The sequence below is a fragment of the Luteibacter aegosomaticola genome, assembly GCF_023078475.1.
Classification (GTDB): domain Bacteria; phylum Pseudomonadota; class Gammaproteobacteria; order Xanthomonadales; family Rhodanobacteraceae; genus Luteibacter; species Luteibacter aegosomaticola.
The window spans coordinates 4,470,947-4,484,374 of sequence record NZ_CP095741.1 but is presented as its reverse complement, the minus strand read 5'-3'; the positions used below and the strand labels follow the sequence as shown (position 1 = coordinate 4,484,374).

Sequence of the window (13,428 nt, the reverse complement as noted above, 5' to 3'; positions counted from 1 at the left end):
TGCGCGTGCGTTGGCGGGCCGTCGACGGGGCGAGAAGCTACGATGGCGGCATGACCGAACCCGATGCGCCCCGGCCAAAGCCACGCCGCCCCCTGGAGATCCTCCGGGTGCGCCGGGCCGAGCAGCTGCTCGACCGCTTGTTCAAGGGCCTGCCGCTGGGCTCGCGCCTGCGCATGGGTACCTTCATGGCGTTCAAGGCGGTGGCCGCCTCGCTCTGCGCCTACGGCGTGGGCTACCTGGTGCACCCGGACGAAGCGTTTTGGGCCGCCATCAGCGCGGTCGCCATCACCCAACTCCACTATGGCGATACGCGTGGGGCGGGGCGGGACAGGGTGCTCGGCACCGTCTTCGGCGGCGCGGCGGGCCTGTTGGGGCTATGGGTCGGTGGCTCGGGCGATGTGCTGTCGTTCGCGCTGGCGCTCTCCCTGGTCACCATCGCCTGCTGGTCGGCGAACGCGGGTGCGGCGGCGAAGATCGGTGGCATCACCACCGCTATCGTGGTGCTCGTGCCGGCGGTGGGGCCGCGTTGGGAAGTGGCCGCGTGGCGGCTCGGCGAAGTGCTATGCGGTACCGCGTGCGCGCTCTTGGTAGGCTGGCTGGTCTCGCGGCTGGAACACCGCATCGAAGCCAGGGTTGAAGGGGAACAGGCGTGATCCGCAAACATTCCGAACACCACCGGCTCGACCGGTTGGGCTGGCTGCGTGCGGCCGTGCTCGGCGCGAACGACGGCATTCTTTCGACCGCGAGCCTGCTGGTGGGCGTGGCTTCGGCCGAGGCGGGCACGGGGAACGTGATGATCGCTGGCGTGGCCGGCCTGGTCGCGGGCGCCATGTCGATGGGGGCTGGTGAATACGTCTCCGTGAGCTCGCAGGCCGACAGCGAACGTGCCGAGCTGGCCGTGGAGCAGCGCGAGCTACGCGAAGACCCGCACGGGGAGCACAAGGAGCTCACCGAGATCTACGTGCACCGTGGCCTCGACCGCGAGCTGGCTCATCAGGTGGCCGATCAGCTCATGGCGCATAACGCGCTGGAAGCACATGCGCGCGATGAGCTGGGGTTGTCTTCGGCCACGGCGGCGCGGCCGTTGCAGGCGGCCGCCGCGTCGGCGGTTAGCTTCGCGGTGGGTGCGATCGTGCCGATCCTGGCGACGGCCGTGGCGCCGCAGCCGCACATGGCGACAGTGACCGTGGCGGTATCGCTGGTGGCACTCGCGGTGTTGGGGGCGACCTCGGCCCGGCTGGCTGGCGCGCCAATCTGGCGTGGGGTGTCGCGCATCCTGTTCTGGGGCGCCGCGGCAATGGCCCTGACGGCGGTAGTCGGCCGCTTGTTCGGCATCGCGACGTAGGAGCCCACCCTGTGGGCGACATCTTTCGCCATGTAGGAGCCCACCCTGTGGGCGACATCTTTCGCGGAAGAGCTGCAGACCCTGTGGCGGCTGTACGAAAGGCGTCGCCCACAGGGTGGGCTCCTACGGGGGCCGTGCCGGAGCTGGATAGACGGTCGCGCGAGGGGCCGTGCCGGAGGTGGATAGGCGACCGCGCGGGGGGCGTGCCGAAGGCGAATAGGTGGTCGCGCGGGGGCCGTGCCGGAGGTGGATAGCCGCCTGCGCGCCGAATCGCTTTACCCGGCTACGCAGCGATTTCGCCCGCCATTCTTTGCCGTGTACAGCGCCAGGTCGGCGCGTTCGAACACGGCCTGCGGTGTCTCGCCGGCGCGGAACTGGGCTACACCGATCGATGCCGTCACGCGCACCGGCTGGCGGCTGGCGTGGAAGGCGAGGTGCTGGATCTTGCCGCGCAGGCGTTCGCACACCTGCAGCGATTCGGCTTCGTCGGCGCCATCGAAGATCACGATGAATTCCTCGCCGCCATAGCGCGCCACGAAATCCACCGGCCGCACGTGCTTCAGCAGCGCCTGGCCGATCACGCGCAGCACCGCGTCGCCCGCGGTGTGGCCGTAGGTATCGTTGATGCTCTTGAAGTGATCGATATCGATCGCGGCGATCGAAAGCGGACGCGATGTGGTGAGCCAGCTTTCGTACGCGGCTTCGATCCGCTTCTCGTACGCCAGGCGGTTCGGCATGCCGATCATGGTGTCGGTCTGCGCGAGCTCATGTTCGCGCTCGAGCGAACGCTGCAAGGCGTTGCGCTCGGTCTCCAGCTGCTCCACGCGCTGGCGCATCTTCTCGGCGCGCTCGCGGTAGGCGGTAAGGCGTGCACCCTCGCGGCCGCGGAAATCACGGAAGCACGCCGCGATCGTTTCCAGGCTCTCGTTCACCCGCTCACGCAGTTCGTGCGCGTCTTCCGCTTCGAGGATCGCCTCGCTGAGCAAGCGCATCTCATGGGCCACGGAGGCATCCAGCGCCTGACCGTTCGATTCGCCGGTGGACTGGTCCGCGAGTTCGCGGGCCATGTACTGGGTCATCTCGTCCAGGCGGCCGGCCACGTGGCGCAGCACCGCCTGCAGCGCATCGATCTCGCGCTGCATGCCGATCCGCTGCTCGTTGATCAGGTCGGCCATGCGGTCGCTACAGGCGGCCAGGGCCACCAGGTCGCCCGCGTCGGTCACGTCGCGGCGCAGGTCGTTCGCCCGCTCGGTCAGCTTCGGCTGGACGACGATCCGGTCCACCAGGCGGTGCAGGGCGGCCTGTACGGACGAGCCGTATTCGGTGCGCTGCGGCCGGGTGATCGGGATGGCGCGCTCTTCCGGCGTCCGCAGCGGGCGGGTGGCCAGGCCTTCCAGCGCATCGCGCAGGCTGTTCGACAGGGTCTCGAGCACCATGGCGTCGGCCGAGCCGGCCGCAAGGGCGGCGCTCAGGCGTTCGATATGGGGATCGACCTGTTCATGTGAGCCGTGGGCGGCGCGGGTCAGGCTTGCGACCAATTGGCGAAGCACGGACTCGACGCCCCGCCACTGGGCTTCCTCGCGTGTAAGCCGTTCTACGGCCTCGCGGTATTTGCTTTCCCAGAGCTGGCTGTCCAAACGCACGCCCCAACCGTCGCGTGAAGTGGTTCAAGTACGTCGCGCATCATACGATGAAAGCTAGGAATTTCGATCTGCCTTATGGCGGAGTATGCGGCGGCGGCATCCATCGGGTAGCGCGGGCCGCCACCACCGCCCCAACGCCGATCAGCACGGCCGCCAGCAGGAAGGCGATGCCGGGCACGTGCACCGTTCGCTCGGGGGCGATGGAGAAGGCGAAGATCTGGGCAAAGAGGTACGGGCCGAAAATGCCCGCAAAGCTGCCCAGGCTCGTGATCGCCCCCTGCAGCCGGCCCTGCTGGTCGGCCGAAACACAGCGGGTCATGATCGATTGCATGGGCGGCCCGGACAGGCCCCACAGCGACATTAGGGGTATCCCGAGCAGGAAGACCCAGCCGGCGCCGGCCAGGCCCATCACGGCAAAGGCCAGGGTGCCGAACATCAGCCCGATGACCAGGATCTTCCGCTCACCGAAGCGCTGGGTGAGCCGCCCGGTCAGGAAGGCCTGGACCGAGCCGTCGCAGGCGCCGACCAGGGCCAGCACGAAGCCCACCGCCTGGGCACCCCAGTGGTAGCGGTAGTCGGCGTAGAGCACGAACGTGGTCTGGAGCACGTAGTGCGCCAGGTAGAACAGGAAGGTCACGATCGCCAGCCCGAACACCGTAGGGCTGCAGCGGAGCAGGCGCAGGGCGCCCAGCGGGTGGGCCGTATGCGGCTCGAACTTCGCCGTGCGCCGTTCCGGTGGCAGCGATTCGGGCAGGATGAAGAAGCCGTACATGAAGTTGGCGAGGGCCAGCCCGGCCGCGACCCAGAACGGCAGGCGCAGGTCGATGCCGCCCAGGAAGCCGCCCAGCGCCGGGCCGATGATGAAGCCGATGCCGAACGCGCCGCCGAGCACGCCGAACGCCCCCGCGCGCTTCTCCGGCGGGGTCACGTCGGCGATGTAGGCATTGGCGGTGGTGAAGCTGGCCGCCGTCATGCCGGAGATGATCCGGCCAACGAACAGCAGCCATAGCGACGGCGCCAGGGCCATCAAGACGAAATCGAGGCCGAGTCCCAGGTTCGACAGCAGGATGACGGGGCGGCGGCCGAAGCGATCGGACAGCGCGCCCTGCACCGGCGAAGAGAAGAACTGCACCGCCGCGAACACGGTGCCGAACACGCCCACCCACCACGCGGCGTTGCTCACGCCGCCGCCGGTCATCGTTTCGATCAGGTGCGGCAGCACCGGGATGATGATGCCGAACGCGAGGATGTCGATCAGGACGGTGATGAAAACGAACACGACCGCCGCGCGACGCACGGGCGTGGCGAGCGGCGTGTGCGTTGGCTCAGACATACCCGAGGGCCTTGAGGCGCGGTGCCACGATCGGCACGGTCAGCATGGTGCTGGCGACCGCCATCAGCAGGAGCGCGGTGAACGTCTCGCTGGTGATCATGTGCTTATCCAGCAGCACGTTGACGAAGATGATCATGATCAGCGCCTTGGTCTGCAGCAGCCAGCCGATGAGCCAGGCATCGCCCTTCTTCCAGCCGAGCAGCTTGCCCGCCACGCCCACGCCGGCCAGCTTGCCGATCACCGACGCCACCAGCAGCACCGCCGCGGCCACGAACACGGCCGTACCACCGATGTTCCAGTTGGTACGCAGGCCGGTCGAGAGGAAATAGATCGGCATGATCGTCAGCAGCACGTTGTGGCGCAGGCCGTCGAGCCGTTCGAGGTTGAACCAGTCGCGCTCCATGATGGCGCCGGCGAGGAACGCGCCGACCATGAAGTGCAGGCCGCACCAGTCGGCGCCGTACGCCACGGCCGCCAGCCAGATCAGGCTGACGTAGTAGCGGTCGGTTTCCTTCAAACGCTCCATCAGCGCGCGGAACCCCCACGACGCCACCGCGAAGATCGCGAGGAACGCGGCCTGGTGGCCGACGCGCTTCCAGTCGAGCAGCAGGATGGCGAGCACGGCCCAGATGGCGATGTCGTCCAGGCTCGCGTAGCGCAGCACGCGCTGGCCCAGCGGCGCACGCAGGATGTCGAGCTTCTCCATCAGCAGGATGAGGATGGGCAACGCGGTGACCGCGCAGGACATGCCGATGCCGAGCACGAACTGCCAGGTCTGGGTGCCTTCGCCGATCCAGCCCGTGCGCCATGCCAGCAGGCCGAGCGCCGCCAGACAGCCCGCCGCGAGCGGTACGCCGAGCGCGAGCGCGGCGGTGGTGCCGCATTCCTTGCGCTGGCGCCACACCTCGCGCAGATCCAGCTCGATGCCGGCGATCATGACGAACAACATGACAGCCCACCACGCGATGCCGTTCAGCGCGCCGATGACCGGCGGTGCGAACACCGTGGCGTAATAATCGGGAAACGCCTTGCCCAGTACCCCCGGGCCCAGCAGGATGCCGGTAAGGATCTGCACCACGACAAGCGGTGCCCAGTAGTCGGTGCGGAAGATCCGCCAGATCAGATAAGGCACGCCAAGGATGATCACCATGGCGATCAGGAACAGTTCCGTTGTACTCATTAAGCCCTCCCCTAAGTCGGGAGAGGGTAGCCGCTATTGTGGTGGCTGGGCTAGCTCGCGCGCGTTGAGGTAGCCGTCGTGGTTCGTATCCAGCTTGTGGAACTGGTGGATCAGGTTGCGCTGGAACTCATCCAGGTGGATCGGCCGCGCGCCGGGACGCATCGGACCGTCGTTCGCGTCGATGACGCCATCACCGTTGACGTCCATGCGCAGGAAGCCCTGGCTCATGTAGTGGACGTACTCCGCCTCGTCCACCTTGCCATCGCCATTGGTATCCATCCGCTGCAGGTATTCCTTCGGCGTACGCGGGAAATCCTGGGCGGAGGCCGTGGCCGCGAGGAGGGCGAGGGCGGCCAGGAGGCATCGGGAACGGAGGGTCATGGTGGCCTGTTTCGGGGTTTGTCGGTGGCGCCTTGGCGGCGTACTCTCGGAGAACTGCGTCCAGCCTGGAAACCATCCATGATCTACGAGAGCATCCTCGATACGATCGGCCGCACGCCGATCGTGCGCCTGCCCCGCATCGCACCTGCGCACGTCAGTCTGTACGCGAAGGTCGAATCCTTCAATCCCGGCGGGTCGGTCAAGGATCGCCTGGCGATCGCCGTGATCCTCGATGCCGAGCAGAAAGGCCTGCTCAAGCCCGGCGACACCGTCGTCGAGGCGACCTCCGGCAATACCGGCGTCGCGCTGGCCATGGTCTGTGCGGCCAAGGGCTACAAGTTCGTGGCCACGATGGCCGATTCGTTCTCGATCGAGCGGCGCAAGCTGATGCGTGCGTATGGCGCCAAGGTGATCCTCACCCCGGCGGCTGAGCGCGGCACCGGCATGGTCCGCAGGGCGGAAGAGCTCGCGGCGAAGCACGGCTGGTTCCTGCCGCGCCAGTTCCAGAATCCCGCCAACCCGGCCTACCACCGCAGCACTACGGCGGCCGAGATCCTCCAGGATTTCGCTGGCAAGCGCCTCGATGCCTTCGTCACCGGCTGGGGCACGGGTGGCACGCTCACCGGCGTGGGTGAGGTACTGAAGGTGGCCCGCCCCGAGGTGAAGATCATCGCCTGCGAGCCGGCTGCGGCCCCGCTGCTACAGGACAAGCCGTGGTCGCCGCACAAGATCCAGGGCTGGACCCCGGATTTCGTGCCCGATGTCCTGAACCGCAAGGTGTTCGACCAGGATCTCACCGTCGATGAGGTGCTCGCCCGCGACACCGCCCGCCGCCTCGCCGCTGAAGAAGGCCTGTTCGTCGGCGTCTCGGCCGGTGCCACGGTGGCCGCCGCCCTCGAATATGCGAAGAGCGCCGCGGAAGGCAGCGTCATCCTGGCCATGCTCCCCGACACCGGCGAACGCTACCTCTCCACCTTCCTCTTCGAAGGCGTCAACGAAGGCACCGACGAAGACTGGCTGGCCACGCTGTAACCCGGGGGATTCGGCCCGAAACGACGGCCGGACTCGCCTGCAACGGCGGCCGTCGTCCCGCCCGAACCGGCGGTTGTCGGGCCGATGGAAATGGCGGTTGTAGGAGCACGCTTGCGCGCGATCGGGTTCGCCACGAGCACCCGTCGCGCGCGAGCGTGCTGCTACAGGGCCCGGAAATCCTGAACCGGTGACGCGAAGCGAACATCATCAACGCACGATCATCACACCCGCGGCGGCACCTTGGGAGCCTCAGAACGCCCAAGGAGCCCTCCCATGTCCCTGTTCCGCAAGAGCCTCACCGCTGAACTCGGCGGTCGCGCCCAGCGTCTCGCCGGCACGATCACACACGACCGTGCCCTCGAGCTGAAGGGCGCCGCCCGCCAGTACGTGGGCCATGCCGGGCTGGCGGTGGTGGACCTCGGGGATGACGTGCGCGAACTCGTGGCCCGGGCGGAAAAGCGGGCGGCGGAACTGGCAGCGGCCACCGGCAAGCGAGCCAGCAAGCTCGCGTCCCGGACCGAAAAACGCGCCAGCAAGCTCGCCGCGCTGACGGGACATCAGGCCAGCGATCTTGCCGCGCACATCGGGCATCACGCCAGCGCCGTTGCCGCGCGCGTCGGGCATCAGGGCAGCGACGTTGCCTCGGATGCGGGTCAGCGCGTTTCAAAGGCCGCCGCGAGCGCGGCGCGCAAGGCCAGTAAAGCCGCATCGCGCGCCAGCAAGCAGGTGAAGAGCCATCCGCGTACCTCGCTAGCCGTAGGCGCGGGCATCGGTGTCGCCGCCCTCGCCGCCGCGTGGCTGCTCCGCCGCAGCAAGCAGAAGCAGCAGGCGCAGCTAGCCCACGACGAACACGACCCGACGCGCTACCGCGCTAGCAACGATGCCGGTGACGCGCTGGATGGTTCGGGCGAGGACAACCCGGTGCCGGGCGAAAGCCGTTTCTACTGACGCACGATTGTAGGAGCCCACCCTGTGGGCGACATCTTTCGCGAAAACGCCACAGGCCCTGTGGCGGTGGTACGAAAGGCGTCGCCCACAGGGTGGGCTCCTACTAGGCGACTTCGGCTCGGCGGCGTAGTACCGCCAGCGGCTGTGCCCACACCGCGCCCGGCCGGCGCTTGCTCGTCACCAGCGTGAGCTCGGATGGCTGGAACACGTTGACGTTGTGCGTGGCCGGCGTGGTCAGGATGTACTGCGCGCGGGTGCTCTTGAGGAACGCGCCGACCTTGTCGATGTTGAAGATATCGAGGTGGGCGAACGGCTCGTCGATGAACACGAAGCCGCCGGGGCGGTCTTCGTCGCGCATCAGGGCGACCAGGAGCAGCAGCGACTTCATCACCTGCTGGCCGCCGGAGGCTTCGCCGTCGTCCATGCCGATCCAGCCCTTTTTGTCGAACTCGAAGCGCACCTGGAGTGCGGCCGAGGCGAGGGAAAGATCGTCGTTGGCGAGCTCGGGGAGGTCGACGTCCACGCCGATGCCGGCCAGTTCGGCCAGCATCTTCAGGTTCCTGGCGTAGCGGCGCACCGTATTGCGCAACACATGGATATACGCGCCACGCGCTTCGTGGGTAATCCGGCCCGCACGTTCCAGATGCAGCCGGCGCTTCTCCAGATCCTGCTTCAGGCCATCATGGTCGGCGCCCAGCTTCTCGCGCAGGGCGAGCACGGTGGCGTCCTGTTCCCAGTGGCCTTCCTCGAGGCGCCGTTCCACACGGTCCATCTCACGACGCACGGCGGCCGGTGATTCAAAGCGCTCGCGTAGCGCCGCAATGGCGGCACGCGTGCGATGGGCCAGGGAGACATGCTTGCGCTTGGCGCGGAATGCCTTGAGGCGATCCACCTGTTCACCGCGCGACTGGTGGTACTGGCGCACGGTGTCGGCCAGCTGGTTCTGCACGCTGCGCTGTTCGCGCGCGCCGTTGTCGCGGCCGTTCGAGGTCTTCAGGCGCTTCTCGCGCACACTCTCGTAATACTGCTCGGCTGCGGCGTGGCTGTCGGCGGTGCGCTGCACATCTTCCTGCAAGCGCGGCTGCTGTTCGCGCGCCTCGTTGAATTCTTCCGCACGATCGGCGAGCTGGCTGCTGGCATTCGCACCGCGGAGGATGCTTTCGGCGTCGCCGGCCTGGGCCGAAGCGGTCTTGCGCTCATCGGCGATCGCACGCAGGCGGCCTTCGACCTCGCGCAGCTTCGCCTCACCATCGCGCAGCTGGCGCTCGCGGGCGGAGGCGCCGAAGTACATATCGTCCACGCCCAGATGGCGGCCGCCGCGGCGTTCGCGGAAGTAACCCTGCGGCGTGATCCAGTCCTGGTCGCGGCCGAGCTTCGAGCCTTCCGGCACGTCTTCCACGCGCTGGATGCGGTCGAGGTTGCGCAGCAGCCAGTCCGGCGCGGCGGCGGAGAACTCGACGACTTCGTGCAGCGAGCCGGCGACGGGCTTCTCGGCCGGCGCGCGGTCGGCGACCACGAAGTGCTTGTAGCGCATCGATTCGCCGAGCTTCCACGCCTTCTCGCGATCGCGCGGATCATCGAGCAGCACCACGTGGCGGTAACCGGCCAGGACGGCTTCGACAGCTGGCTGCCAGCGCGGCTGGGTGATCTCGACGATCTCGCTCAGCATGCTGTGGCGGATGCCGGCTTCGTCAAGCGCACGGCGGAAGCCGGCTTCGAATTCCGGCGTATAACGGCGGCCGCTGCGCCAGGCGGTGAGCTTGGTGGTCAGTGTCGACAGTTCCTGACGCAGGCCGGCCTCTTCGTTCTGCAGTGCATGCAGGCGGGCGCGTGCATCGCGGGCGATATCCGCAAGGCGCTCGTGATCCGCGCCGCTCTGTGCGGCCACCATCTCGCGCAGGCGGTTTTCCTGGCGGATGACGAGGTCGTTCTGTGCAAGGGCCGCGCGGGCGGCGTCGAGGCTCTTCTGCGTCGACTGGCGGACGATGTCGGCTTCGTTCTGCTCGCCGCGTAGCTGTTCGCCGTTGGCGTCCAGTTCGGCGAGCTGGCGGGTGAGCTCGGCATCACGCTGTTCGAGTTCGCTCACCTTGCGCTTCACACCGTTCAAGGCGGGGCGCGCACCACGCACGCTGGCGGCGAGATCGGCGTATTCGGTGCGCGGCAGCACTTCCGCCACGAGCGACACGCGTTCGTCCTTCAGCGCATTCCACTCCTGGTAGGAGCGGGCACGCGCTTCGGCTTCCTGCAGGCTCACGCCGATGAGCGAGAGCTGGTGTTCCAGGCCGTGCTGTTCGCGATCGGCCTCGGCTTGTTCATTGCGGGCACGCTGGTAATCGTCGAGCACGGCCTTGTCGCCGAATACGTCGAAGACGAGATCGAGCAGTGCCTTCGGCGGCAGCTGGCAGAGCTTGTCCGTGGCGCCCTGTTCGAGCGTGAGCACGCGGCGGATGGCCTGCGAGAGGCCGGCGCCTTCCAGGCGCACGCGATACTCGCGCAGGCCAAGGAAATCATTGCGCGCTTCGATGTCTTCGATGCTCACATCGCCGCCGACGACAGCGTACTGGCGCGTCCACTCGCCGCCCTTCTTCTGGATACGGCAGGCGAGCGTGACTTCGCGGTCCATCAGCGGAAAGAACGGACGCTCGCCGTTCGGCCCCGGGATGTTGCCCACGCGAGCGCGCAGCCACGCGAACGGCTTGCCGTTGTGGCGCAGGTAGCTCTTGTAATCGCGGTTGCCCGCGCAATCGATCGTGAGCAGGGTGCGCAAGGCGTCGAGCAGCGTGGTCTTGCCCGAGCCGTTCGGGCCCACCACCGTGACGATGTTGGTATCGAGCGGCAGGCTGAAACGCTGCCAGTAATCCCAGTGGACGACTTCGAGGCTACGGAAATCAAACATCGTCGGTGGCCCCGGCTTCGTTCTCGGTATCGGTGTCGGTATCGTCGAGCGGCTCGTCGTCGCTCGCGTCCGCTGCAGCGCGCGTGGCGCGCGACGAGGCATCGGCGAGCAGATCGCCCAGCGCGCCATCGAGGATGCGCCGTGCGGTGCGCTCGTAGTCGAACGCGAGATCGAGCAGCGGCCCTTCGGCCACTTCACCCTTGCGGCGGATGATGAAGCCGAGGCGGTTGAGCGTGCCCAGGTTGAAGTTCACGCGCGTCTTGCCGCCGAGCTTGTCGGCGAAGTCCGCCAGCAGGGTGCGTTCGGCGATCACCGGCGATACCGTCGGGTCGCGCGGGATGGGCTTTTCTTCGGCGAACATCTGCGCCTGCGAGGCGGCGGCGTCCACGTCCTGCCGTTCGATCTGGCGCTGGCGCTTCGGCAGCACGATAAGCGCCCAGATCACCACGAGCAGTGCGACGCCGTCGCGGTCGATCTGCATGGTGTTGCTGATCCAGCTATCGCTGCCACCGAACACCGCGCGCTCGCTCTTGCGGGCCACGGCCAGGCCGATATACGCGGCGTACGGGTGTTCACGCAGCTCCAGGCCGACTGCTTCGAGGCGGCGGTCCAGGTCTTCGCGGAAGGCCTCGTCGAGCAGCGCCTTGCGAGCCTGCGCGTCATCGCGCGGCAGCCAGCGTTGCGCGAGCAGGCGGGTCACCAGGCTGGCGGTTTCGTCATGCATCGGGGGTGTCCTTCGCGGCGGTGCGCGGGCGCAGGCGGCCGGCGCTCACAAGCGCGATCTGGGGCAGTTCGGGGTCGATCAACACGGGCTCGATTTCGAGGGCAAGCGGAAGGCGGGCGAGGTCGGCGGTGCCGCCCTCCAGCGCCGCGGATTCCGGATCGCCCAGCAGGCCGAGCAGGGAAAGACGGTAGGCGGATAGCGCGTAGTCGTGCCCGATCAACGTCTCGGCGAGTTCGCGCGGCGCGGCGATGGCCGCGAGCTCCGCATGCCAATCCTCGAGGAAGCGCAGGTCTTCGTCGCCCATCGGCAGGTCGGCGGTATCCGGTGGTTCTTCGGCGCCGGGCAGGGCGGTGATTTCCGCGGCCATGCGTTCGCGTTCGAGCAGCTCGTACTCCGCGACGTCCAGCGCGATCTGGTCGTGCAGGAAAGGCGCGGGCAGCGGCAGGGTGAGCTGGCCTTCCTCGAAGGCGGCGAGCGTCTCGATATCCTGCGCGCGCAGCCAGCCGACCAGGTCCGACGAGGACAGGCCGGTACGGCCCAGGTGCACGCGGTGCTGGTCGATCTTGTTGAGCTCGCGCTGGAACACGCCAGCCTGGCGGAGCAGGCCGCTTTGCGCGCGGCCCACGGCCTGGGCGAGGCGGTGCGCCGCGGGTTCGAGTTCTTCGGCCTCGGTGATCGCGGCGACGATCTCGGTGCCCTTCTCGACCCAGGTCCACACCGAATCCAGGCGATGCGCGGCACGGCGGATCCGGTGTTCCGAACCCGAGAGCACGGCGCGATCGAAGTCTTCCTTCAGCTCCGTCAAACGCGAGAGCAGGTGGCCCAGTTCGTCCGCGGAAACGCGACCGACGGCCTGGCCCGCGGCGAGCTGCGCCGTGAGATAGCCGAGGCCATCGTCATCGTCGTTCTCGAACTCGAGCATCGTGGCCAGCGCGCCGAGCGCCTTGCGGCCCAGTGGGCCCACGCGATAACGCAGCGTTTCCGTGTCGTAGACCAGGAGGTCGTGGTCCTTCAGGCGCTGGACGACGGTCTCGAGTTTGACCGGATCGACGAATGCGAGATGGTCGCGGATTTCCTGCGGGGTCCACTCGGTGGCGTGCGTGCGCGCACCGAGCGTGCGCAGTACGAGCAGGCGCAGGAGTACCTGCGCCTCGCTGCCGTGGAACAGCGCGGAGAACGTGCGCAGCAGGCTGCGCCCGCGCAACAGCGGGAAAACAGCGGGAAGGTCCTCGGCGACGACGCCGTCGCGGAAGAGATCCTGCAGGCGTTCGTCGTGGACGGTGGTGTCAGCTGGCCCGTTCAAGGTCAGCGACGGTCGACGCCAACGAAGCGGAGGAATTCGCCGCGTGTGCGCGGATCCTCGCGGAAGCTGCCGAGCATCTGGCTGGTGACCATCGACACGCCGCGCTTGTGCACGCCGCGGGTGGTCATGCATTCGTGGCTGGCATCGATCACCACGCCGACGCCACGCGGGCGCAAGGTGTCTTCGATGCAATGCGCGATCTGCGCGGTGAGCTTTTCCTGCACCTGGAAGCGGCGGGCAAAGCCATCGACCACGCGGGCGAGCTTGCTGATGCCGACGACGCGGTCGGTGGGCACGTAACCCACGTGGGCGCGGCCGATGATCGGGGCCATGTGGTGTTCGCAGTGGCTCTCGAACTCGATATCGCGCAGGACGATCATCTCGTCGTAGCCTTCCACTTCCCTGAAGGTGCGGCGCAGGTACTCGGCCGGATCCTCGTCATAGCCCTTGAACCAATCCGAGTAGGCCTTGACCACGCGCTTGGGCGTGTCGAGCAGGCCCTCGCGGGTCGGGTCTTCACCGGACCACAGCAGAAGGGTACGAACGGCCTCTTCGGCCTGCTCGCGGGTAACCGGACGGGACTTCGCGTCGTCGCTCATCAGGTGGATTCCTCAGGCAAGGTGCAATCGGCCATTGTAGCGCG

Annotated in this window: 12 protein-coding genes; 4 read left to right on the top strand and 8 right to left on the bottom strand. The window is 67.7% G+C overall.

Features of this window, described 5'->3' with window-relative positions:
- Window positions 1–50 precede the first annotated feature (50 nt).
- Entirely contained in the window at window positions 51–653 is a 603-nt protein-coding gene (locus L2Y96_RS20120; protein ID WP_247329816.1) for an FUSC family protein, read from the top strand.
- Window positions 650–1,345 (top strand): VIT1/CCC1 transporter family protein, encoded by a 696-nt coding sequence (locus tag L2Y96_RS20115; protein WP_425492457.1) that lies wholly within the window; start codon window positions 650–652, stop codon window positions 1,343–1,345. The genes L2Y96_RS20120 and L2Y96_RS20115 overlap by 4 nt, the downstream gene beginning before the upstream one ends.
- A 275-nt stretch (window positions 1,346–1,620) precedes the next feature.
- Here L2Y96_RS20115 and L2Y96_RS20110 read toward each other — a convergent pair whose 3' ends face one another.
- From L2Y96_RS20110 to L2Y96_RS20095, 4 genes are all read right to left on the bottom strand, one after another.
- Complete coding sequence (locus tag L2Y96_RS20110; protein ID WP_247329813.1) at window positions 1,621–2,988, bottom strand: GGDEF domain-containing protein; 1,368 nt, start codon at window positions 2,986–2,988, stop codon at window positions 1,621–1,623.
- A gap of 73 nt (window positions 2,989–3,061) precedes the next feature.
- Entirely contained in the window at window positions 3,062–4,321 is a 1,260-nt protein-coding gene (locus L2Y96_RS20105; protein WP_247329810.1) for a TCR/Tet family MFS transporter, read from the bottom strand.
- Window positions 4,314–5,501: a cation:proton antiporter gene (locus L2Y96_RS20100; protein WP_247329807.1), complete on the bottom strand. Its 1,188-nt coding sequence runs from the start codon at window positions 5,499–5,501 to the stop codon at window positions 4,314–4,316. The genes L2Y96_RS20105 and L2Y96_RS20100 overlap by 8 nt, the downstream gene beginning before the upstream one ends.
- Before the next feature lie 33 nt (window positions 5,502–5,534).
- The gene (locus tag L2Y96_RS20095) at window positions 5,535–5,882 is read right to left on the bottom strand and encodes an EF-hand domain-containing protein (RefSeq protein ID WP_247329805.1); all 348 of its coding nucleotides are present in this window, start codon (window positions 5,880–5,882) and stop codon (window positions 5,535–5,537) included.
- A 78-nt stretch (window positions 5,883–5,960) separates the two neighbouring features.
- On the opposite strand from L2Y96_RS20095, the gene cysK reads away from it, so the two are divergent.
- The gene (gene cysK, locus L2Y96_RS20090) at window positions 5,961–6,914 is read left to right on the top strand and encodes a cysteine synthase A (protein WP_247329802.1); all 954 of its coding nucleotides are present in this window, start codon (window positions 5,961–5,963) and stop codon (window positions 6,912–6,914) included.
- A 273-nt stretch (window positions 6,915–7,187) separates the two neighbouring features.
- A complete protein-coding gene (locus tag L2Y96_RS20085; protein ID WP_247329799.1) occupies window positions 7,188–7,862 on the top strand; it encodes a hypothetical protein in 675 nt (224 codons plus the stop codon).
- A 103-nt stretch (window positions 7,863–7,965) separates the two neighbouring features.
- Here L2Y96_RS20085 and L2Y96_RS20080 read toward each other — a convergent pair whose 3' ends face one another.
- Genes L2Y96_RS20080 through folE form a run of 4 tightly spaced genes read right to left on the bottom strand, consistent with a single transcriptional unit; the run spans window position 7,966 to window position 13,384 of the window.
- Window positions 7,966–10,758 carry an AAA family ATPase gene (locus tag L2Y96_RS20080; protein WP_247329797.1) on the bottom strand — a complete coding sequence of 931 codons (2,793 nt, stop codon included), beginning with the start codon at window positions 10,756–10,758 and terminating at the stop codon, window positions 7,966–7,968.
- The gene (locus L2Y96_RS20075; protein WP_247329795.1) at window positions 10,751–11,482 is read right to left on the bottom strand and encodes a hypothetical protein; all 732 of its coding nucleotides are present in this window, start codon (window positions 11,480–11,482) and stop codon (window positions 10,751–10,753) included. The genes L2Y96_RS20080 and L2Y96_RS20075 overlap by 8 nt, the downstream gene beginning before the upstream one ends.
- Entirely contained in the window at window positions 11,475–12,785 is a 1,311-nt protein-coding gene (locus L2Y96_RS20070; RefSeq protein WP_247329793.1) for a hypothetical protein, read from the bottom strand. The genes L2Y96_RS20075 and L2Y96_RS20070 overlap by 8 nt, the downstream gene beginning before the upstream one ends.
- A gap of 2 nt (window positions 12,786–12,787) precedes the next feature.
- Entirely contained in the window at window positions 12,788–13,384 is a 597-nt protein-coding gene (folE, locus tag L2Y96_RS20065; RefSeq protein WP_247329792.1) for a GTP cyclohydrolase I FolE, read from the bottom strand.
- Window positions 13,385–13,428 lie beyond the last annotated feature (44 nt).